Annotated in this window: 21 protein-coding genes; 7 read left to right on the top strand and 14 right to left on the bottom strand. The window is 71.1% G+C overall.

Going from position 1 to position 19,755, the window contains the following annotated elements:
* Positions 1–9 precede the first annotated feature (9 nt).
* Genes mug through OG741_RS06645 form a run of 3 tightly spaced genes read right to left on the bottom strand, consistent with a single transcriptional unit; the run spans position 10 to position 2,842 of the window.
* Entirely contained in the window at positions 10–573 is a 564-nt protein-coding gene (mug, locus tag OG741_RS06655; RefSeq protein WP_405605430.1) for a G/U mismatch-specific DNA glycosylase, read from the bottom strand.
* Entirely contained in the window at positions 570–2,003 is a 1,434-nt protein-coding gene (gene purB, locus OG741_RS06650; protein WP_405595890.1) for an adenylosuccinate lyase, read from the bottom strand. The genes mug and purB overlap by 4 nt, the downstream gene beginning before the upstream one ends.
* Positions 2,004–2,062: 59 nt before the next feature.
* Positions 2,063–2,842 (bottom strand): SGNH/GDSL hydrolase family protein, encoded by a 780-nt coding sequence (locus tag OG741_RS06645; protein ID WP_405595889.1) that lies wholly within the window; start codon positions 2,840–2,842, stop codon positions 2,063–2,065.
* A gap of 59 nt (positions 2,843–2,901) precedes the next feature.
* Here OG741_RS06645 and OG741_RS06640 point away from each other — a divergent pair, with 59 nt between their 5' ends.
* Complete coding sequence (locus OG741_RS06640) at positions 2,902–3,906, top strand: maleylpyruvate isomerase family mycothiol-dependent enzyme (protein ID WP_405595888.1); 1,005 nt, start codon at positions 2,902–2,904, stop codon at positions 3,904–3,906.
* Between the two features lie 82 nt (positions 3,907–3,988).
* Entirely contained in the window at positions 3,989–4,246 is a 258-nt protein-coding gene (locus tag OG741_RS06635) for a holin (protein ID WP_405595887.1), read from the top strand.
* On the opposite strand, the gene OG741_RS06630 is transcribed toward OG741_RS06635, so the two are convergent.
* From OG741_RS06630 to OG741_RS06610, 5 genes are all read right to left on the bottom strand, one after another.
* Positions 4,243–5,256 (bottom strand): hemolysin family protein, encoded by a 1,014-nt coding sequence (locus OG741_RS06630; protein ID WP_405595886.1) that lies wholly within the window; start codon positions 5,254–5,256, stop codon positions 4,243–4,245. The two genes, OG741_RS06635 and OG741_RS06630, sit on opposite strands and share 4 nt — an antisense overlap.
* On the bottom strand, positions 5,253–6,590 hold the full coding sequence (locus OG741_RS06625) for a hemolysin family protein (protein ID WP_405595885.1): 1,338 nt from the start codon (positions 6,588–6,590) through the stop codon (positions 5,253–5,255). Before OG741_RS06625 ends, OG741_RS06630 begins: the two co-directional genes overlap by 4 nt.
* 168 nt (positions 6,591–6,758) lie before the next feature.
* A complete protein-coding gene (locus tag OG741_RS06620; protein ID WP_405595884.1) occupies positions 6,759–7,187 on the bottom strand; it encodes a GNAT family N-acetyltransferase in 429 nt (142 codons plus the stop codon).
* Positions 7,188–7,299: 112 nt separating this feature from the next.
* Positions 7,300–9,864 carry an ABC transporter permease gene (locus tag OG741_RS06615; protein ID WP_405595883.1) on the bottom strand — a complete coding sequence of 855 codons (2,565 nt, stop codon included), beginning with the start codon at positions 9,862–9,864 and terminating at the stop codon, positions 7,300–7,302.
* Between the two features lie 7 nt (positions 9,865–9,871).
* Positions 9,872–10,729, bottom strand: coding sequence for an ABC transporter ATP-binding protein (locus tag OG741_RS06610; protein ID WP_405595882.1), 858 nt, complete (start codon positions 10,727–10,729; stop codon positions 9,872–9,874).
* An 88-nt stretch (positions 10,730–10,817) separates the two neighbouring features.
* Between OG741_RS06610 and OG741_RS06605 the strand changes: the two genes are divergently transcribed.
* Both OG741_RS06605 and OG741_RS06600 read left to right on the top strand, forming a co-directional pair.
* Positions 10,818–11,084 carry an antitoxin gene (locus OG741_RS06605; RefSeq protein ID WP_405595881.1) on the top strand — a complete coding sequence of 89 codons (267 nt, stop codon included), beginning with the start codon at positions 10,818–10,820 and terminating at the stop codon, positions 11,082–11,084.
* Between the two features lie 34 nt (positions 11,085–11,118).
* Entirely contained in the window at positions 11,119–11,490 is a 372-nt protein-coding gene (locus OG741_RS06600; RefSeq protein WP_405595880.1) for a fic family toxin-antitoxin system, toxin component, read from the top strand.
* Here the strand turns inward: OG741_RS06600 and OG741_RS06595 are convergent, their stop codons facing one another.
* From OG741_RS06595 to bioB, 5 genes are all read right to left on the bottom strand, one after another.
* A complete protein-coding gene (locus OG741_RS06595) occupies positions 11,491–12,177 on the bottom strand; it encodes a class I SAM-dependent methyltransferase (protein ID WP_405595879.1) in 687 nt (228 codons plus the stop codon).
* A 49-nt stretch (positions 12,178–12,226) separates the two neighbouring features.
* Positions 12,227–12,565 (bottom strand): VOC family protein, encoded by a 339-nt coding sequence (locus OG741_RS06590; RefSeq protein WP_405595878.1) that lies wholly within the window; start codon positions 12,563–12,565, stop codon positions 12,227–12,229.
* A 5-nt stretch (positions 12,566–12,570) separates the two neighbouring features.
* Entirely contained in the window at positions 12,571–13,284 is a 714-nt protein-coding gene (gene bioD, locus OG741_RS06585; protein ID WP_405595877.1) for a dethiobiotin synthase, read from the bottom strand.
* A gap of 315 nt (positions 13,285–13,599) precedes the next feature.
* Positions 13,600–14,895, bottom strand: a complete 1,296-nt coding sequence (locus OG741_RS06580) for an adenosylmethionine--8-amino-7-oxononanoate transaminase (protein WP_405595876.1) — start codon at positions 14,893–14,895, stop codon at positions 13,600–13,602.
* On the bottom strand, positions 14,888–16,069 hold the full coding sequence (gene bioB / locus OG741_RS06575; protein WP_405595875.1) for a biotin synthase BioB: 1,182 nt from the start codon (positions 16,067–16,069) through the stop codon (positions 14,888–14,890). Before bioB ends, OG741_RS06580 begins: the two co-directional genes overlap by 8 nt.
* A 145-nt stretch (positions 16,070–16,214) precedes the next feature.
* On the opposite strand from bioB, the gene OG741_RS06570 reads away from it, so the two are divergent.
* Complete coding sequence (locus OG741_RS06570; RefSeq protein ID WP_405595874.1) at positions 16,215–17,360, top strand: 8-amino-7-oxononanoate synthase; 1,146 nt, start codon at positions 16,215–16,217, stop codon at positions 17,358–17,360.
* Between the two features lie 225 nt (positions 17,361–17,585).
* On the top strand, positions 17,586–18,017 hold the full coding sequence (locus OG741_RS06565; protein ID WP_266488247.1) for an ATP-binding protein: 432 nt from the start codon (positions 17,586–17,588) through the stop codon (positions 18,015–18,017).
* Positions 18,018–18,074: 57 nt separating this feature from the next.
* Here the strand turns inward: OG741_RS06565 and OG741_RS06560 are convergent, their stop codons facing one another.
* Positions 18,075–18,980 carry a LysR family transcriptional regulator gene (locus OG741_RS06560; RefSeq protein ID WP_405595873.1) on the bottom strand — a complete coding sequence of 302 codons (906 nt, stop codon included), beginning with the start codon at positions 18,978–18,980 and terminating at the stop codon, positions 18,075–18,077.
* 84 nt (positions 18,981–19,064) lie between these two features.
* Here OG741_RS06560 and OG741_RS06555 point away from each other — a divergent pair, with 84 nt between their 5' ends.
* Positions 19,065–19,694: a LysE family translocator gene (locus OG741_RS06555; protein WP_405595872.1), complete on the top strand. Its 630-nt coding sequence runs from the start codon at positions 19,065–19,067 to the stop codon at positions 19,692–19,694.
* Positions 19,695–19,755 lie beyond the last annotated feature (61 nt).

Genomic DNA, 19,755 nt, shown 5'->3' with positions numbered 1-19,755 from the left:
GGAACCGCTTTAGACAGCGCCGTCCGCCGGCGAACCGTCCGCTTCCGCGGCCTTGCGCAGCCGCCCGAATTCCTCAGCCATCGACTGCGCGGTCCAGTGTGCGTTGAGCCCGCTCGGATTGGGCAGCGCCCAGATCTTCGTCCCGCCGATCGTGCGCTCCTGAGGCCCGATCTTGGCTCTCTTCTCGCCGAAGGCCGTTCGGTACGCGGTGACACCGACGACCGCCAGCCATCGTGGACGCAGCCGCTCGACCTTGGCCGTCAGGAGCCGTCCGCCCTCGCGGAACTCCTCGTCGCTCAGTTCGTCGGCGCGAGCCGTCGCCCTGGCCACCACATTGGTGATGCCCAGTCGATGCCCGAGCAGTTCTTCCTGCTCGGCGGGCCTGAACTGCCGTGGTGTGAAGCCCGACAGATGCAGCACCGGCCAGAAGCGGTTGCCGGGCCGGGCGAAGTGATGGCCCGTCGCCGCGGTCATCAGGCCCGGGTTGATACCGCAGAACAGTACGGAAAGCCCGCCCGCCGCCACATCCGGAACGATGCGGTCGCGGGCGGCCTCCAGCTCCTCGGGGGTCAGAGGATCGACCCCGGGGTGTAACCGGCAGCCTCCGGGTGCTGCTTGACGATCTCCTCGATCCGGGAGACCACGGCAGCCACCTGGTCTGCGGCCGCGCCCGTGAACGACAGCTTGTCGGCCATCAGCGCGTCCAACTGCGCCCGGTCCAGCGGAATCCGCTCGTCCGCGGCCAGCTTGTCGAGCAGCTCATTGCGCTCGGCGCCCTGCTCCCGCATCGCCAGCGCCGACGCGACCGCGTTCTCCTTGATGGCCTCGTGCGCGAGCTCACGGCCGACCCCGGCCCGTACGGCACCCATCAGCACCTTGGTGGTGGCGAGGAAGGGGAGGTAGCGGTCCAGCTCGCGGGCGACGACGGCGGGGAAGGCGCCGAACTCGTCGAGCACGGTCAGGAAGGTCTCCAGGAGACCGTCGAAGGCGAAGAACGCGTCCGGCAGCGCGACCCGGCGCACCACGGAGCAGGAGACATCGCCCTCGTTCCACTGGTCGCCCGCCAGCTCGCCGGTCATCGAGGCATAGCCGCGCAGGATGACCATCAGGCCGTTGACGCGCTCGCAGGAGCGGGTGTTCATCTTGTGCGGCATCGCGGAGGAGCCGACCTGGCCGGGCTTGAAGCCCTCGGTGACCAGCTCGTGACCGGCCATCAGCCGGATCGTCTTGGCGACCGAGGACGGCGCGGCGGCCAGTTGCACCAGCGCGGAGACCACGTCGTAGTCGAGCGAACGGGGGTAGACCTGACCGACCGAGGTGAACGCGTGCGCGAAGCCCAGATGCCCGGCGATGCGCTGCTCGAGCTCGGCAAGCTTCGCGGCGTCGCCGCCGAGGAGGTCGAGCATGTCCTGCGCCGTGCCGACCGGGCCCTTGATGCCGCGCAGCGGGTGGCGGCCCAGCAGATCTTCGAGGCGTCCGTACGCCACGAGCAGCTCGTCGGCCGCGGTCGCGAAGCGCTTGCCCAGGGTCGTGGCCTGCGCCGCGACATTGTGCGAGCGTCCGGCCATCACCAGCTCGGCGTACTCACCGGAGAGCTTGCCGAGCCGGGCGAGAACCGCGACCGTGCGGTCGCGCATCAGCTCCAGCGAGAGCCGGATCTGCAGCTGCTCGACGTTCTCCGTCAGATCGCGGGACGTCATGCCCTTGTGGACCTGCTCGTGGCCCGCCAGCGCGTTGAACTCCTCGATGCGCGCCTTCACATCGTGGCGGGTGACCTTCTCGCGCTCGGCGATCGACGCCAGGTCGACCTGGTCGAGCACCTGCTCGTAGTCGGCGATGGCGGCCTCGGGCACCTCGATGCCGAGGTCCTTCTGGGCGCGCAGCACCGCGAGCCAGAGCTGACGCTCCAGCTTCACCTTCTGCTCGGGGGACCACAGGACGGCCAGCTCCGCGGAGGCGTAGCGGCCGGCCAGGACATTGGGGATGCGGGGCTTGGCTGTCACGTGTACGGATTCTACTGGCGGTTTGCGCAGGCCAGCGCCCCGGTCCGGTTTGTGGCTTACTACGAACGCGGATCCTCGTACGGCAGCAGCTCGGGCCGCTTCGCCGGAAGGCCGTCGCCCGATGAGCGCCCCGTCAGCCGTCGCGCGACCCACGGACCCAGATACTGGCGTGCGAACCGCAGGTCGCCGACCCGCCGCACCGTCCAGCCCGGCAGCACCGCGGGCGGCAGCAGTGCTCGCCAGTCCTCCTCCGCGTCGTGCCCGAGGGTCTGCCAGACCGCCTCGGCGACGCGCCGGTGCCCCTCGGCCGTCAGATGCAGCCGGTCCACGTCCCACATCCGCTGGTCGCCGAGCACTTCGGAGCCGTACAGATCCACCACCAGGGCACCGTGCCGGGCGGCCAGTTCGTCGACGTAAGCGAACAGCTCCTCCATGCGGGGGCGGAAGCGCTCCATCACCGGACCGTTGCGGCCGGGGCTGCGCATCAGGACCAGCTGACGGCAGGACGGCGTCAGCTTTTCCACGGCCTCCTCCAGGAGCCCGCGCACCCTGCCCATGTCGCACTTGGGCCGCAGGGTGTCATTGAGCCCGCCCACCAGCGTGATCACATCGGCCTGCATGGCGGCCGCCACGTGCACCTGCTCGTCGACGATCTGGCCGATGAGCTTTCCGCGGACGGCGAGATTCGCGTATCGGAATCCCGGAGTGCGCGCGGCCATTCGGGCTGCGAGCAGATCCGCCCAGCCGCGGTAGGAGCCGTCCGGCAGAAGGTCGGACATGCCTTCGGTAAAGGAATCGCCCACCGCGACAAAACTAGTGTAATTAGCATTCATCTCCATGGCGGAGCGATCCTACCGCGCGGTAAGGTCCGTCGGTTCCGTACCGGGAGGGGAGCTCCGTGAGTGACGCGCTGCTGAACGCGCTTGCCGAAACGCTGGCCGATCTGGTGACCACGATCGACACCTGTGACGACGATGTCCTGGACCCCGACACCGCCGTCAAATGGCTGGAGAACACCGGCTATCTGCTCGGGCGCCTCTCGCCCAGGGACCGCCGGGCCCTCTCCGCACTGATCCGCCGGGCCGCCGCCCGCGAGCCCGACGGAGCCTGGCGCGACGATCTGCTGCGGATCCCCGAGAGCTTCGGTCTCGACGACGACGAGCACGAGCTGTACTGCGACTCGGTCGAGCATCTGGAGCGCCGGTTCGTCGAGACCGTACGGGACGTGGACCCGGCCACGCCCGTTCCCAGCTGCCCCGGCTGGACCTTCGCCGATCTCGTCAAGCACCACGGCGCCACGCAACGCTGGATGGAACATCTTGTGCGGACCCGGGCCGCCGAGCGCGTCTGGTCGCGGGACGTCCCCCTCGAACTCCCCGACGACCCCAGGGCGTATCCGCAGTGGCTCGCCCGCAGCGCCGAAACCACGCTGAGGACGCTGCGCGGCGTCGACCCGGATACGCCGATGTGGTCCCACGGAGCCGATCAGCGAGTGCGTTTCTTCCCGCGGCGGCTGCTCTTCGAGGCCGTCGTCCATCTCGCCGACGCCGAACTCGCGCTGGGCGTGGAACCGCGTATCGCCGCGGGCACGGCCACCGACGGCATAGAGGAGTTCCTGGAGAACCTCCCGTACTACTCCTGGATCGCCGAGCCGGTCGCCGCCCTCGCGAGGGGCTCGGTCCGGCTGACGGCCAGGGACACCGGTGCCGCCTGGACGATCAGCTTCGGGGACGGCGGCTACTCCTGGACGAAGAGCGCCGATGAAGCCGCCGCCGGAGTCGAGGCCATGGCGGGCGATCTGCTGCTGCTCGTGTACGGACGCCACCGTGCGGACGACGCACGCTTCGGCATCAGCGGCGACCGTGCCGCTCTGGACGCCTGGCTGGCGGCGACGGCGCTCTAGCCCGACGGGCGCTCCAAGTCGACGCGCTCGAGTTCTGCCGCCGGGTCTGTCGCTACGGCGCGTTCCGCAGCATGTCCAGAGCATGTTCACCGCAGACTTCTGGAAAGCCACCGCGGAGCGCGCCCTGCGCACCTTCGCCCAGTCCCTGATCGCCGTCCTGACGGCCGGCGCGGCGAACCTCTTCGACGTCGACTGGCAGGCCGCACTCGCCACCGCGGGCATGGCCACCCTCCTCGCCGTACTCACCGCGATCGGCGCGGCCAAAGCCGGACGGCCCGGCCCGGGTCTCACCGAGACCACGGAACGGGCCGCCACCGCGCCAACCACCGGGACGAGCTAACCGGGCCTGCCCACCAGCTCCCGCAGGACGTCCTCCATCGTCACCAGGCCCTCCGGTGTGCCGTCCTCGTCCAGCACCGCCGCCAGATGAGTACGGCTGCGCCGCATCGCCGTCAGTACGTCGTCGAGCGGGGTCGCCGCACGCACCCGCGCGATCGGGCGCAGGGCGGTGACGGGGAACGGCACATCGCGCGGAGTCGCGTCCAGCGCGTCCTTCACATGGAGATAGCCGAGGATCTGGCTGCCCGAGTCCACCACCGGGAAGCGGGAGAACCCGGACTCGGCCGACAGCATCTCCAGCTGCTCGGGCGTCGTCCCGGCCTGCGCGTACACCACCCGCTCGACCGGCATCACGACATCGCGCACCGGTCGCCGTCCCAGCTCCAGTGCGTCGCGCAGGCGCTCGGCCGAGCGGTCGTCGAGCAGACCGGCGTCACCCGCGTCCCGCACCAGCCGGGCCAGCTCGTCGTCCGAGTAGGTCGCGGAAACCTCGTCCCTGGTCTCCACCCGCAGCAGTTTCAGCAGCCCGTTGGCGAGGGCGTTGACCGTGAAGATCACCGGCCGCAGCGCCCGCGCCAGCGTGACCAGCGGAGGGCCGAGCAGCAGCGCACTGCGCGCGGGGTCGGCCAGCGCGATGTTCTTGGGCACCATCTCGCCGAGCAGCATGTGCAGATACGTCGCGAGCGACAGCGCGATCACGAACGAGATCGGGTGGATCAGGCCGTGCGCGACACCCAACGCGTCGAACACCGGCTCGAGCAGATGCGCGATGGCGGGCTCGGCGACGATGCCGAGCACCAGAGTGCACAGCGTGATGCCGAGCTGAGCGGCGGCAAGCAGTGCCGAGACGTGCTCCAGGCCCCACAGGACGCTGCGCGCACTGCGGTTCCCGGTTTCCGCCGCCGGCTCGATCTGACTGCGGCGTACGGAGATCATGGCGAACTCCGCGCCGACGAAGAAGGCGTTGACCACCAGGGTCAGCAGGCCGATGAGGAGCTGGACCGCGATCATCGTCCGGCCTCCTCGGTGTCGTCGTCCGAGGGGAGCGGTGCGTGCATCAGCACCCGGGCCGCCCGCCGTCCGGACGCGTCCACCACATCGAGCCGCCAGTCCGCCAGCTCGATCCGGTCGCCTTCGGCGGGGATGCGCCCCAGGGTGGCGGCGATGAGGCCCGCGAGTGTCTCGTAGGGGCCGTCGGGCACCCGCAGTCCGACCCGCTCCAGCTGGTCGGTCCGCGCCGCACCGTCCGCCGACCAGAGCGAGCGCCCGTCGGCGTCCTCGCCCGCCGGGGCCAGGTCCGGGGTCTCGTGCGGATCGTGCTCGTCGCGCACCTCGCCGACGACCTCCTCCACGATGTCCTCCAGGGTCACCACGCCGGCCGTACCGCCGTACTCGTCGATGACGACGGCCATGGTGTTCTTGCCGGACAGCCGGTCGAGCAGCCGGTCCACGGTCAGCGTCTCGGGTACGAGCAGGGGCTCGCGCAGCAGCTCCGAGACGCGGTGGCGGGGACGACGCGCGGCCGGGACGGCGAGGACGTCCTTGATGTGGGCGATGCCGACGACGGAGTCCAGGCTGCCCTGGTAGACGGGGAAGCGGGACAGGCCGGTCGCGCGCGTGGCGTTGGCGACGTCCTCGGCGGTGGCCAGCACGTCGAGAGCGGTGACCTGGACCCGCGGGGTCATCACGTTCTCCGCGGTGAGCTCGGCCAGCTTGAGGGTGCGGACGAACAGCTCTGCGGTGTCCGCCTCCAGCGCGCCCTCCTTGGCGGAGTGGCGGGCGAGGGCGACCAGTTCCTGCGGGCTGCGGGCGGAGGCCAGCTCCTCGGTCGGCTCCAGGCCGAGCCGGCGCAGGATGCGATTGGCCGTGTTGTTGAGATGGCTGATGAAGGGCTTGAAGGCGGCGGTGAAGACCCGCTGCGGGGGCGCCACCACCTTCGCCACGGCCAGCGGCGAGGAGATCGCCCAGTTCTTGGGGACCAGCTCGCCGACGACCATCAGCACGATCGTCGACAGTCCGGTACCGATGACCAGGGCGGCCGACGAGGCCGCGGAGGGGGAGAGCCCGAGTGCCTCCATCGGGCCGCGGATCAGCTTCGCGATCGACGGTTCGGACAGCATGCCGACGACCAGATTGGTGACGGTGATGCCGAGCTGGGCGCCGGAGAGCTGGAAGGTGAGGCTGCGTACGGCCTTGAGGGCACTCGCCGCCCCGCGCTCACCGCGCTCGACGGCCGCTTCGAGGTCCCCGCGCTCGACGGTGGTGAGGGAGAACTCCGCCGCGACGAAGCCGCCACAGGCGAGCGAGAGCAGCACCGCCACGACGAGCAGGAGCACTTCGGTCATCGGGTCACCTCCGTCCCATGATCGGGCAGGGGCAGGAGGAGTGCTCGATGTCGGCTACTGGGAGGCTCGCCCATGGGCGGACGCTCACACCTTTCGTACGGGGGAGTGAAGGGGTCCACCTATGGTAAAGGACCGGCAAAGGGCTGGCTGCCGCGGCGAATGGAGCCCCTACGCAGCGGGAAAGGGCTTCACCCAGCGGCGCCAGTGGTCCTCGCGGTGGTACCCGGCCGAGGCCCACGCACGCTGGGCCCGCTCGTTGGCCTCCAGCACCATGGCGTCGCCGCGCCGGCCGCCCACGGCCAGGAAGCGTCGCTCGGCCGCGTCGAGCAGCGCCGTCGAGATCCCCTGCCTGCGGTGCGAAGGACGCACGGCGAGACGGTAGAGCGAGCACCGCCACCCGTCGTAACCCGCGATCACCGAGCCCACCAGCAGCCCGCCGGACTCGGCCAGGATCAGCGCTTCCGGGTCGCGCTCGATCAGGCGGGTCACCCCGTCCACGTCGTCCGTGATGCTCGTACCCTCGGCCGCTTCCTTCCAGAAGGCGAGGACGGTCTCCGCCTCGTCCGCCGTGGCGGGGCGTATGTGCACGTCGATCATGGCCCCGAGCCAAACACGGTCGGGCGGGGGCCCGCCACCGACTTCCCACGTTGCGAGACGGGCCCTACTCGAACAACTGCGGCTCGGCCATGAACTCGCCTCCCGCGGACGGCTATTCGTGTGCGATGGCGGCCAGCACGTTCATCCGCGAGGCGCGCAGGGCCGGGAGCACCGCCGCCGCCAGCCCCACGATCACCGAGCCCACGACCACCGCGATGACCGTGCCCCACGGCACCGCGAAGGCCTTGAGCCCCTCCAGCGCCAGCACCTGCTGCACCGCCACACCCCAGACCATGCCCAGCGCCAGCCCCAGCAGTGCCCCGAAGACCGCGATCACGACCGACTCCAGCCGGATCATGCGCCGCAGCTGGATGCGCGAGAGGCCGATGGCACGCAGCAGTCCGATTTCCCGGGTCCGCTCGACGACCGACAGGGCAAGGGTGTTGACCACGCCGAGCACCGCGATGACGATCGCGAGCCCCAGCAGCGCGTACACGAGGTAGAGCATCACGGCGATCTGCTGGCGGATCAGCTCCTTGTAGTCGGCCTGGTCGCGTACCTGCACCTGCGGGTACGGGTCGAGGGTCGTCTCCAGAGCCTTGCGGAGGTCCTTGACGTCGCTGCCGCTCGCGGCGTTGACGTACAGCACGGCTTCCTGCCCGCCAGGCAGATACTTCTCGACGGTGCTCAGCCCCATGAACAGGCCGCCCTGCATCCCGGGCCCGCCGCTCTGGTCCATGTCCGTCAGTGCCCCGACCGTCAGCCGGGTCTTCTGTCCGCCCGCGAACTCGGCCGGCAGGACCGAGCCGATGCGCACCTTGTGGTCCTCGGCGAAACCGCGGTCCATCGCGATGCTGCCCGGCGCCAGCGCGGCCGCCGTGTTCCCGCTTGCGTAGGTGATGTGCGCGGCCTGGTCCAGCTGCGGGTCATAGCCCGAAGCCGTCGACTCCACCCGCTTGCCGTCGGGCATGTTCAGCGCGAGGGGCGCGAAGCGCTGCCGCACGACGGTGCCCGCGCTGTCGACGTCCTTCACCTTCTCAGTGATCTCCTGCGGGAAGGGCATGAAGTTGGCGTTCTGTACGACGAAGTCCGCGCCCAGCGTCTTGTCGATCTGGTTGTCGAAGGACTTGGTCATCGAGGCGCTGGCGATCGAAAGACCACCGACCAGTGCCAGGCCCACCATCAGGGCGGCCGCGGTGGCGCCCGTACGCCGCGGATTGCGCAGGGCGTTGCGCTGGCTCATCCGGCCGACCGAGCCGAACAGCTTGGGGAAGGACCCGCCGAGCACGCGGATCACCGGGCGCACCAGCAGCGGTCCCGCCACCACTGTCGCGATCAGCGTCAGCACCACGCCGAGTCCCAGCAGCGAGGCCGCCGACGAGGTCTTCTCGCTCACCGCGCATCCTGCGAGCGCGGCCGCACCGGCCGCGCCGACGACGGCCCCGGCGATCGCCCGGATCTTCAACGGCCGTCCCACTCCGGCCACTTCCGCATCCGAGAGCGCGGCCATGGGGGACACCCGGGCGGCCCGCCTGGCCGGCAGATACGCGGCCACGAAGGTGACGCCGAGCCCGACCACATATGCCGATACCGGAGTCGCCACCCCCACCACCATCTCGGCGGCGCTCAGATTCATCCCGAGCAGACCCATCAGCTCGATCAGCCCGGCCGCGAGCCCGATACCGGCGGCCAGTCCCAGCGTGGAGCCGACCAGGCCCAGCAGCAGCGCCTCGGTGAGGACGGAATTGCGCACCTGGCGCCGGTCGGCGCCGAGCGCGCGCAACAGCCCCAGCTCGCGGGTGCGCTGGGCGATCAGCATCGAGAAGGTGTTGACGATCAGGAAGACGCCGACGAGTACGGCGACGCCCGCGAAGCCGAGCATCACGTACTTGATGACGTCGAGGAACGGGCCCAGTTGGGCGGCGGCCGACTCGGCCTGCTCGTCGGCCGTCTTCAGTTCGTACGTACCACCCAGCTCGGCGGCGATCCGCTGCTTGAGCGCCGCGTCGCTCACCCCTTCGGCCGCGTCGACCGACACCGAGGTGGCCACACCGGTCCTGCCCAGCAGCTTGGTCTGGGCGGTCGGGGTGTCCAGGAAGACCAGCGCGGCACCGGGGTTGGTGGTGGTGAAGGTCGCGATCCCGACAACCTTGACCTTGAACGAGCCGGGCTGCGCGAGAACAGTGAGCGAGTCCCCGATGCCCAGCTTCTTCTTGTCGGCGGTGTCCTTGTCGAGCAGCGCCTCGCCCGGCCCCTTCGGCTCGTGACCGCTGGTCAGCTTCACCGGACTGCGGTCGGACAGACGCCAGTCGCGGGCGATGGTGGGTGCGCCGGTCGTCGGCCCGACCGCCTCGTTCTTGTCATTGACGACCGTGACGTTCTGCACCGCGACGTCGACGTGGGCGGCCTTGACGCCGTTGACCGAAGCGACGCGGTCCGCGAGCGAGGCGGGCACCGTCCGTACGACTCCGGTCGGCACGCTCTCGCTGATGCCCTCCTTCGGCGAGATCGTGACATCCGCAGCCGTGGAGGCGAAGAGCCGGTCGAAGGTACGCGAGACGGTGTCCGAGAAGATCAGACTGCCGCTGACGAAGGCCACGGACAGCAGTACGGCGAGCGCCGAGAGCAGCAGTCGGCCCTTGTGTGCGAAGAAACTCCGCAGCGTTGCCTTGAGCACTGTGTCCTCAGCTCTTGCGCAGGGCGTCGAAGCGCTTCATGCGCTCCAGTACCGCCTCTGCTGTCGGTTCCGGCATGACGTCGACGATCCTTCCGTCCGCGAGGAACAGAACGAGGTCCGAGTGGGCGGCGGCGCCCGGGTCGTGCGTCACCATCACCACCGTCTGCTCCAGCCGGTCGACGGCCTCGCGCAGGAAGGCGAGCACCTCCGCCCCGGCGCGCGAGTCGAGATTTCCGGTCGGCTCGTCCGCGAAGATCAGCTCCGGCCGGGAGGCCAGCGCACGGGCACAGGCGACGCGCTGCTGCTGTCCGCCGGACAGTTCCGAGGGCCGGTGCTTCAGGCGGTCGCGCAGTCCGAGCGTGTCGATGACCTGCTCCACCCACTCGCGGTCGGGTTTGCGTCCGGCGATGTCCATCGGGAGCGTGATGTTCTCGGCGGCGGTCAGGGTGGGGAGCAGGTTGAACGCCTGGAACATGAAGCCGATCCGGTCCCGCCGCAGCCGGGTCAGCTCGCGTTCCTTGAGTCCGGTGATCTCCGTGTCGCCGAGCCAGACCTGTCCGGCGGAGACCGTGTCGAGACCGGCGAGGCAGTGCATCAGCGTGGACTTGCCCGAGCCGGAGGGCCCCATGACCGCGGTGAACCGCCCGCGCGCGATGTCGACATCGACGGCGTCCAGGGCGCGTACGGTCGTCTCGCCGGTCCCGTACGCCTTGGTCAGAGCCCGCGCCCGGGCCGCGAGCGGCACATCCGCGGCTTGCTCGTAGGTGGGTGCAGTGGCAGGTGTGGACAAGGCCGCCTCCCGGGTCGTGGCCGCTCCGGCTCCGTACAGGAGGCGAGGGTAGAGCGCACACGGGCGAGTCGGCATCCATCCTAGGTCCGGTCCTCGGGGTTGATGTAAGGGACACGCGACCGCCCTCTTGTCGATGCTAGCGTCGGCGCGCTAGCTTGATGGGGTGGCGAAGACTCAGCTGAACGTGAGAGTGGACGAGACGACCGCGGAGGCCGCGCGCCAGCGGGCGATGCAGCGCGGGATGAGCGTGAACCGCTACATCGAGGAACTCGTCAAGCAGGACGCGGGTGAGGTGGGACGCACCTTCGTCGAGGCGGCGTCGGACTTCATGAAGCAGTACGAGTCCGTGTTCGCCGAGGAGTTCGGCACGGAACACGGCACAGGGCAGGGCAAGGAACAGGGCAAGGAACAGGGCAAGGGCCGGCGGTGAACCGGACGACGACGCGGGAGCGGCCGCGCACCGTATGAACCTCTCGATCGACCTCGCCTGGCTGCTCATGGTCGCCGAGCACAAGACCCCCGGCGATCCGCAGGTCACCGACTGGGGCGCGCTCGTCGCCGCCGTCAGCCGCCACGAGGCGGAGATATTCGGCATCCCCGTCTACAGCGACCCGCACGCCCGCGCCGCCTCCCTGCTTCAGCTGCTCCTCCATGTCCCGGCGCTGGAGCACTCCAACGCGATGTTCGCCTCCGCCGTCGCCTACGGCTATCTCGTCGCCTGCGGACTGAAGGTCGTCACCTCACCCGTGCAGGTACGGGATCTGGCACGGCTGGTCAAGGAGGGCAAGGCCGACGTGCGGACCATCGCCGGCGAACTGCGGCAGTGGACCCACTGATCACCCCTGCGGATCGCCGACGAACGGCCGCCGCGCCACGCCCAGCACACACGACGACGACGGCAGCCGCAGGCCCCGCTCGGGGACGTTCAGCCTGCGGTACACGCCGAGTTCGAAGCCCGCCGCCTCGATCGCGGCGATCGTGTCCCGCGCGGTGTGACACCCGCCGAACAGCAGCGGCCAGACGGTGCGGTCCAGCGCGCGCTGCGTTCGGGCCATGCCCTTCGTCTCGGCCAGGCCGTGCTCGAAGAACCGCAGCTCTCCGCCCGGCCGCAGGACCCGCTTGATCTCGCCGAGTGCGCGCGGCAGATCCCGTACGGAACACAACACCAGCGAAGCCACCGCCGCGTCGAAAGCCTCGCTCTTGACCGGCAGCGCCTCGGCCGCACCCGGCACCACGTCCACCGGGACCTCGGAGCGCCGGGCCGCCTGCGTCGCCAAGTGCCGCAGCGTGCGCTCGGGTTCCAGTGCAACGACCTCGGAGACGGCCGCCGGGTAGTGCGCAAAGTTCAGACCGTTGCCCGCGCCGATCTCGATGACCCGGCCGGAGAGACCGGACAGCAGCTCCTCGCGGAAGGCCACGATCCCCGCGTTCTTGTCGGCCGCCACGCTGAACCTGGCGTAGAAACGGGCGAAGAGAGGATGGTGAACTGCGTCCTGTGGCACTTTGGTGCTGCTCCGGGGCATGGCGGGCCTCCTCGGGACGGCGGTGCGCTCACCGCCATTGTCCCCCCGGTCAGACGAAGCAGAACTCGTTGCCCTCGGGATCCCTCAACACCTGGAAGCGGCCGTACTCGTCGGTCATGGCCGGTCCCAGCCGTACGGCGCCGAGCGCGACCGCCTCGTCGGCGGCCGCGTCGACATCGCCCGCGTCGAGATCGAGATGGAGCCGGTTCTTGGCCGACTTGCCCTCCGGCACGCGCTGGAAGGCGACGCGTGCGAAGCCGGGCGGATCGATGTACGACCAGTCCTCGCTCCGGTCGACCGGGTCGCCGCCGAGCAGGGCGGCCCAGAATCGCACCAGGCGGGCGGGGTCGTGGCAGTCGAAGACGATCTCCTCGATACGGGCTCGCATGCGGGTCAGCGTACGGCCGCGGTGAACGCCTCCGCGTCCCACACGCCGCCGAGCCGGGGCGCGAGCCAACTCCCGGCGCGGGCACGGAACTCGGCCGGTGTCAGCGCGCCCGCTCCCTGAGGCACGGCGCCGAGCAGCGGCGCCCCGGCGGCCTCGGGCAGGTCCGCGAGATTGCACCGCGCGGCCAGATCCGGCTCGCCGGGCCAGCTCCCGACGACCACACCCAGCTGCTCCAACTCCCGGGCGCGCAGGGCCTCCGCGGTCAGCGCGGTCGTGTTGAGGGTGCCGAGCCCGGCCGCCACGACGACGAGCACGGGCGCGGCCAGCAGCCGGGCGACATCGGCGAGGGTCGCCCCGTCCTCGTCTAGGCGTACGAGAAGGCCGCCGGCCCCCTCGACCAGTACGAGGTCATGTTCGGCGGCGAGCTTCTCGACGGCCTCGACCACGTCCGCGGGCCGCACGGGCGCCATCTGCGCCCGCCGCGCGGCGGTGGCGGGAGCGAGCGGCTCGGGAAACCGCGCAAGCTCGACCCCGACGACGTCTCCGCCGAGCCGGACCACCTCCGCGACATCACCGTCTTCCCCGACGGCAATCCCGGTCTGAGCGGGCTTCACCACGGCGACGGACCGACCGTGCGCCCGAAACGCCGCGGCGACGGCGGCGGTGACGACGGTCTTCCCGACCTCGGTCCCGGTCCCGGTGACGACGATGACTGCCATGGCTGTGACTGCCTTTCTGTTTCGCTTGTACGGCAGGAGGCCCTACCCCGGCCTGCGCCGCGTGCCAGTCTGCCCGCGCCGCCTCGCGCCGCGAGCCAGGCGCTCCGTGCCGCCTCCCGGCGCCAGGAGCGCGCGCCGTGCCGCGCGGCACGGCGCGCGCTCCTGGCGCCGGGTTCCGGCGCCCCGTCGCCGGTGGGCGGTGCGAAGACCGTACGCCGACGGGTGCGGGTGCGGCTCGCACGCCGCAGTGAACCGAGCCGCGAGTGCGCGCGTCCGCGCCGCGAGGCCGCCGCGCCCGGGGCGCAGGCGTCGGCCTCAGCCCGCGGCCGCCGCCGCGATGACCGCGCCGCACACGCGCCCGAGATCCTCGTCGCCCGTCACATAGGGCGGCATCGTGTAGATGAGGTCCCGGAACGGCCTCAGCCACACCCCCTGCCGCACCGCCGCCTCCGTCGCCGCCGCCATGTTCACCTCGTGGTCCAGCTGCACGACGCCGATCCCGCCCAGCACGCGGACGTCCCGTACACCAGGCAGCCCGGCCGCCGACGCGAGGCTGTCCCGCAGGCCCGCCTCCAGGCGTTTGACCTCCTGCTGCCAGTCCTGCGCGAGCAGCAGATCGATCGAGGCGCACGCCACCGCCGACGCCAGCGGATTGCCCATGAACGTCGGGCCGTGCGCCAGCACGGGCACCTCGCCGCGCGAGATTCCCTCGGCCACCCGTGTCGTACACAGCGTCGCCGCCATCGACAGGTAGCCGCCGGTCAGCGCCTTGCCCAGGCACATCACGTCGGGCGAGACCCCGGCCTGCCCGGCGGCGAACAGACTGCCCGTACGGCCGAATCCCGTCGCGATCTCGTCGAAGACCAGCAGCACCCCGTGCTCGTCGCACGCCTCCCGCAGCACCCGCAGATACGAGGGCGAGTGGAACCGCATCCCACCCGCACCCTGCACCACCGGCTCCACGATCACCGCGGCCAGCTCGTCCGCGTGCCGCGCGACGGCCTCGCGCAGCTCCTGCGCGTACGACTCCTCGAACTCCGCCGGCGGCGCACCCACGAAGATCTGCCGCGGCAGCACCCCCGACCACAGCCCGTGCATCCCGCCCTCGGGGTCGCACACCGACATCGGCTGCCAGGTGTCCCCGTGGTACCCGCCGCGCCAGGTCAGCAGCCGCTGCTTCTGCGGCCGCCCCACCGAGCGCCAGTACTGCAGGCACATCTTCACCGCGACCTCGACCGCAACCGAGCCCGAGTCGCACAGGAAGACGTGCCGCAGCGGCTCGGGCGTGATCTCGACCAGCTTCGCGGCCAGCCGGACGGCGGGCTCGTGGGTGAGCCCGCCGAACATCACATGGCTCATCCGCCCCAGCTGGTCGTGCGCGGCCTCGTTGAGGACCGGGTGGTTGTAGCCGTGGATCGCCGACCACCAGGACGACATGCCGTCGATCAACTCGCGCTGTCCGTGGACCGGTTCGGCGAGCCGCAGCCGTACTCCGGACGCGGACTCCACGATCAGCGGGTCCGTACGGCCCGGCATCGGGCCGTACGGATGCCAGACGTGTGCCCGGTCCAGGTCGAGCAGCTCGCCGGGGCTGTACACGGACTCAGGCATTGGGCGCGAGATCCGTGCCCGTTCCACGGCGGCGTACGGCCACCAGGTCCGTGCGCGCCGCGGGTACCTCGGCGACGGGCGCCTCGGCCGCGGCGGGCTCGCCGTCACCGCACGGTCCGCAGCCGCCGGCGCCGGCGTGTGAACCGCAGCCGCCCCCGGCCAGGGCGTCCGCACGGTGCTCCGGCAGCGTCGTCGTGTCCGTGCCCTCCACCTCGAAGCCCGCGTCCGCGATCATGTCGAGGTCGGCCTTGCCCGCCTGGCCCTCGCTGGTCAGGTAGTCGCCGAGGAAGATCGAGTTGGCCAGGTTCAGCGCGAGCGGCTGCATCGAGCGCAGATGCACCTCGCGGCCGCCCGCGATCCGTACCTCCACGTCGGGGCAGACGAACCGCACCATGGCGAGAATCCGCAGGCAGCGCTGGGGGGTGAGGTTCCACTCCTTCGCCAGCGGGGTGCCCTCGAAGGGGATCAGGAAGTTGACCGGCACCGAGTCCGGGTCGAGCTCGCGCAGCGAGAAGACGACATCGACCAGGTCCTCGTCGCTCTCGCCCATGCCCGCGATCAGCCCGGAGCAGGCGGAGAGCCCCGCGGCGTGCGCCTTCTGCACGGTGTCCACGCGATCGGCGTACGTGTGGGTCTTGGTGATCTCGCCGTACGTAGCCTCGGAGGTGTTCAGGTTGTGGTTGTACGCGTCGGCGCCCGCGTCCCGCAGCCGCTCCGCCTGGCCGTCCGAAAGCAGCCCGAGGCAGGCGCAGACCTCGACGCCCTCGTTCTGGTCCTTGATCGCCTCGATGGTCTTGCCGACGCGCTCCACGTCCCGGTCCGTCGGACCGCGGCCGCTGGCGACCAGGCAGACCCGCTTGGCGCCGCCCGCGACACCGGCGGCCGCCGCCTGCGAGGCCTCGTCCGGCTTCAGCCAGGTGTACTTGAGGATCTCGGCCTTGGAGCCGAGCCGCTGCGAGCAGTACGAGCAGTCCTCGGGGCAGAGCCCCGACTTGAGGTTGACGAGATAGTTCAGCTTCACCCGTCGCCCGAACCACTGGCGGCGCACCTTGCCGGCCGCGGCCACCACTTCGAGCACATCGTCGTCGGAGGTCGCCAGCACGGCGAGCGCTTCTTCGCGGGTCGGCAGCTCGCGCCGCAGCCCCTTGTCCACCAGCGTGGTCAGCAGGTCCATGGCGCTGATCCTTACGTACGGCATGCGCCAGGGCCAAGGAGGAACTCCACAACAGAGCATGTTTGAGGTGTGTGCATGGCCACATCCGCTCCTCCAGCCACCCCGGCTAGGGTCTGTGCGCTGCCTACAAAAGGACCGGACCACCATGCACCAGGATCCTTTCGCCTGGATCGACGACGAGTCGCGCCGCCGCGAGCGCGCGGGTCTCGTCCGTACGCTCCGGCCGCGCACCGCCGAGTCCGAGCTGCTGGATCTCGCCAGCAACGACTATCTGGGCCTCACCCGCCACCCGGAGATCACCGGCGCCGCGGCAGAGGCGGCCGGCCGCTGGGGCGCGGGAGCCACCGGCTCCCGGCTCGTCACGGGCAGTACCGCCCTCCACGCCGATCTCGAGCGGGAGCTGGCCGCCTTCTGCGGCTTCGAGGCGGCCCTGGTGTTCTCTTCCGGCTATGCCGCGAACCTCGCCGGGGTGACCGCGCTGAGCGGCCTCGGCTCGCTGATCGTCTCCGACGCGGGCAACCACGCCTCGATCGTCGACGGCTGCCGGCTCTCGCGCGCCGAGACCGCGGTCGTCCCGCACGCGGACGTCGACGCCGTACGCAAGACGCTGGAGGCGCACCCGGGGCAGCGGGCACTCGTGGTCAGCGACTCGGTCTTCTCGGTGGACGGCGACGCGGCACCGCTGGCGGGCCTGGCGGAGACCTGCGGTGAGTACGGAGCCGCCCTGCTCGTCGACGACGCGCACGGGCTCGGCATACTGGGCGAAGGAGGCCGGGGGGCCCTGAACGCCGCGGGCATCGCGGGCGCCGACGGCGTCGTCGCAACCCTCACGCTCTCCAAATCCCTGGGCAGCCAGGGCGGAGCGGTCCTCGGCCCGGCCCGGGTGATCGACCATCTGGTCAACGCGGCCCGTACGTTCATCTTCGACACCGGCCTGGCTCCCGCGGCGGCGGGAGCGGCCCTGGCGAGCCTGCGGCTGCTGCGCCGCGAACCGGCGCTGGCGGACCGGGCCCGCACTGTCGCCGCGATGCTGCACCGGCGGCTCACGGACGCGGGACTCACCGCCGCACGCCCCGACGCCGCCGTGGTCTCCGTACAGGCTCCGTCGCCCGAGGCGGCGCTGCGCTGGGCCGCGGACTGCCGCGCCGCCGGGCTTGTGGTCGGCTGCTTCCGCCCTCCGTCGGTGCCGGACGGTATCTCCAGGCTCCGGCTCACGGCGCGCGCAGACCTGACGGATCAGCAGATCGAGCAGGCCACGAAGACCATCATCGAGCTCGCGCCGGCCGGTTGACGGCGTCGCCGCCTCCGGCAGCGGTCAACAGGCGATTGTGCGCCCAAATACGGTCTCGCGTAGCAGAGTTCACCGCTTTGAGCGACAGGTATCCGCATATCTTGGTGGATCGCCACCTGGGGAAGCACGTGAGGTGGCACTCTGGCGCGAAGCACAATCCGTGGCCGTCCTTGCAATTCCGCTACGAGTCGGAGCGCGGCCACGGTGGGAAAGGGACAGCTCGCCATGGCAGACCATCAGGAAGCCTCCGTAACCCTGCCGAGCGATCCCGCCTCGGTCTCCGCCGCCCGGAGATACGCCGCACGTGTTGTCTCCGAGTGGGGTCTGCCCGTCGAGACCGAAGCCGTCGACACCGTCCGGTTGATCGTCTCCGAACTCGCCACGAACGCCGTCCAGCACACCTTCGGCCAGTCGCCGACATTCACCGTGGACCTGCGTCTCGAGCGCGACGAGGAACTGCGCATCGGCGTCACCGACAGTCATCCCCGCTGGCCCCAGCGGCTGCCCGCCGCGGTCCGGCAGGACAACGGCCGCGGCATGGTCATCATTCGCAGCCTCACCGCGGAGTACGGCGGACAGCTCTCGGTCACACCGACCCCGGAGGGCGGCAAAACGGTCTGGATCGCCCTCCCGTGGACGGCCCCCGTCCAGAACTGACACCGGCCGGAAGGCTTCGGCCCGAAAGCCCCTGCCCCTGCCTGTCCGCCCTGCACTTCACGCGCGGCCGAACGCGCCCCGTAGCAGCGCCCGAAGAGACTCCGCCGCCGGTCCCGACTCCTCGCCCCGGTGCGCCACCGAGATCGTACGCCGGAAGTCCGCCGGGTCCAACTGCCGTACGCCGAGCGGCGTCGCCGACATCGCCGCGACCATCTCCGGCACCACCGCGACCCCGATCCCCGCGCTGACCAGTGCGCACACCAGCGCGTAGCCGGGCGACTCGCACACCACCGCAGGCGTCGCCCCGGCCCGGGCGAGCGCCGTCTCGACCCCCTTGCGCGGCGGATGCGAGGGCGCGCTGCTGATCAGCGGCTGTCCGGCGAGACCGGCCACCGGCAGCCGCCCCGAGCCGCCCGCGAGCGCATGGCCGGGCGCCGTCACCAGGACCAACTCCTCCACCAGCAGCGGTTCCAGGACCACACCCGCGGGCGGCGGCGCCGGTTCGGCCGGTTCATACGTGTGCGTCAGCGCAAGATCCACTTCGCCGGCCGCCACCGCCAGGACCCCGCCCGGCGGCTCGTACTCGGCGACGGTCAGTTCCACATCCGGATGCGCCCGGCGGAACGAGCTCAGCACCGGCGGCAGCAGATGGACGCCCACCGTGGTGAAGGTCCCCACCCGCAGCCGCCCGCCGGACAGCCCGGACAGCCGCGCCAGCTCGTGCCGCGCCCGGTCCATCTCGTCCAGCACCCGGCGGGCCCGCGCCGCCAGCAGCTCGCCCGCGGCGGTCAGCCGCGCCCCGCGATGGCTCCGCACCAGCAGGGCCGCCCCCGCCTCGCGCTCCAGCTTGGCCAGCTGCTGGGAGAGCGCGGGCGCGGTGTAGCCCAGACGGGCGGCGGCCCGGGTGATCGAACCGGCCTCGGCGACCGCCACCAGCGCCGCCAGCCGTGTCGGGTCGTACATGCCACCTCCCTTAAGCATTGCTTTAGGCAGACCCAGAAGATTACAAGTACACGTTAAGGCCCTGGCCGGTCCACGATGGTGGCCATGGACGCACAACTGGTCGCCTTCATCGGGGTCGCCGCGGGCATGGTGGCCATGCCGGGCGCGGACTTCACCGTCGTCGTACGCAACGCGCTCGCCTCCCGGCGCGCGGGCGTGGCCTGCGCTGTCGGCGTCGCCGGGGGACTGCTCGTGCACACCGCGCTGGCGGTCGCCGGACTCGCGGCCGTCCTGGTCGCCGTGCCGGTGCTCTTCCGCACGCTGCAGATTCTGGGCGGTGCCTATGTGCTCTACCTGGGCGTACGGGCCGTACGCTCCGCCCTGCGCCCGGCGCTCGCGGTCGAGGATCCGCAGGGCCCGGCCGCGCAGGGCATCGGCCGCAGCCTGCGCCAGGGCTTCCTCACGAACGTCCTCAACCCGAAGGCTCCCGTCCTCTTCCTCAGCCTGCTCCCGCAGTTCGTTCCGGACGGTGCAGCGGTCCTGCCGCGCACTCTGCTGCTCGCGACGATCGTGGTCGCACTGGCTCTGGTCTGGTTCCCGGCGGTGGCCCTGCTCGTGGACCGTCTCGGGACGTGGCTGCGCAGGCCGCGCACCACGCGGGCCGTCGAAGGCGTCACCGGCGGAGCGCTCACGGCTCTCGGAGTGACCCTGCTCGCCGAGCCGCTGGCGCACTGAACCGGCGCGCCTGAGGGAGCCCGCGCACCGGTCGCCGCGGCGAAACGCGGCGATCGGCGCG

Source organism: Streptomyces sp. NBC_01410 (genome assembly GCF_045040195.1).
Taxonomy (GTDB): Bacteria; Actinomycetota; Actinomycetes; order Streptomycetales; family Streptomycetaceae; genus Streptomyces.
Note: the sequence above shows the minus strand (reverse complement) of the source record. Positions and strands in the feature narration are given on the sequence as shown.

Excerpts from the sequence above, each read along its gene's own strand:
- OG741_RS06645 (WP_405595889.1), bottom strand. The coding sequence starts at position 2,842 with ATGGAGATGAATGCTAATTACACTAGTTTTGTCGCGGTGGGCGATTCC.
- OG741_RS06635 (WP_405595887.1), top strand. The coding sequence starts at position 3,989 with ATGTTCACCGCAGACTTCTGGAAAGCCACCGCGGAGCGCGCCCTGCGC.
- OG741_RS06630 (WP_405595886.1), bottom strand. The coding sequence starts at position 5,256 with ATGATCGCGGTCCAGCTCCTCATCGGCCTGCTGACCCTGGTGGTCAAC.
- OG741_RS06625 (WP_405595885.1), bottom strand. The coding sequence starts at position 6,590 with ATGACCGAAGTGCTCCTGCTCGTCGTGGCGGTGCTGCTCTCGCTCGCC.
- OG741_RS06620 (WP_405595884.1), bottom strand. The coding sequence starts at position 7,187 with ATGATCGACGTGCACATACGCCCCGCCACGGCGGACGAGGCGGAGACC.
- OG741_RS06610 (WP_405595882.1), bottom strand. The coding sequence starts at position 10,729 with ATGCCGACTCGCCCGTGTGCGCTCTACCCTCGCCTCCTGTACGGAGCC.
- OG741_RS06600 (WP_405595880.1), top strand. The coding sequence starts at position 11,119 with ATGAACCTCTCGATCGACCTCGCCTGGCTGCTCATGGTCGCCGAGCAC.
- OG741_RS06595 (WP_405595879.1), bottom strand. The coding sequence starts at position 12,177 with ATGCCCCGGAGCAGCACCAAAGTGCCACAGGACGCAGTTCACCATCCT.
- OG741_RS06590 (WP_405595878.1), bottom strand. The coding sequence starts at position 12,565 with ATGCGAGCCCGTATCGAGGAGATCGTCTTCGACTGCCACGACCCCGCC.
- bioD (WP_405595877.1), bottom strand. The coding sequence starts at position 13,284 with ATGGCAGTCATCGTCGTCACCGGGACCGGGACCGAGGTCGGGAAGACC.
- OG741_RS06580 (WP_405595876.1), bottom strand. The coding sequence starts at position 14,895 with ATGCCTGAGTCCGTGTACAGCCCCGGCGAGCTGCTCGACCTGGACCGG.
- bioB (WP_405595875.1), bottom strand. The coding sequence starts at position 16,069 with ATGGACCTGCTGACCACGCTGGTGGACAAGGGGCTGCGGCGCGAGCTG.
- OG741_RS06570 (WP_405595874.1), top strand. The coding sequence starts at position 16,215 with ATGCACCAGGATCCTTTCGCCTGGATCGACGACGAGTCGCGCCGCCGC.
- OG741_RS06565 (WP_266488247.1), top strand. The coding sequence starts at position 17,586 with ATGGCAGACCATCAGGAAGCCTCCGTAACCCTGCCGAGCGATCCCGCC.
- OG741_RS06560 (WP_405595873.1), bottom strand. The coding sequence starts at position 18,980 with ATGTACGACCCGACACGGCTGGCGGCGCTGGTGGCGGTCGCCGAGGCC.
- OG741_RS06555 (WP_405595872.1), top strand. The coding sequence starts at position 19,065 with ATGGACGCACAACTGGTCGCCTTCATCGGGGTCGCCGCGGGCATGGTG.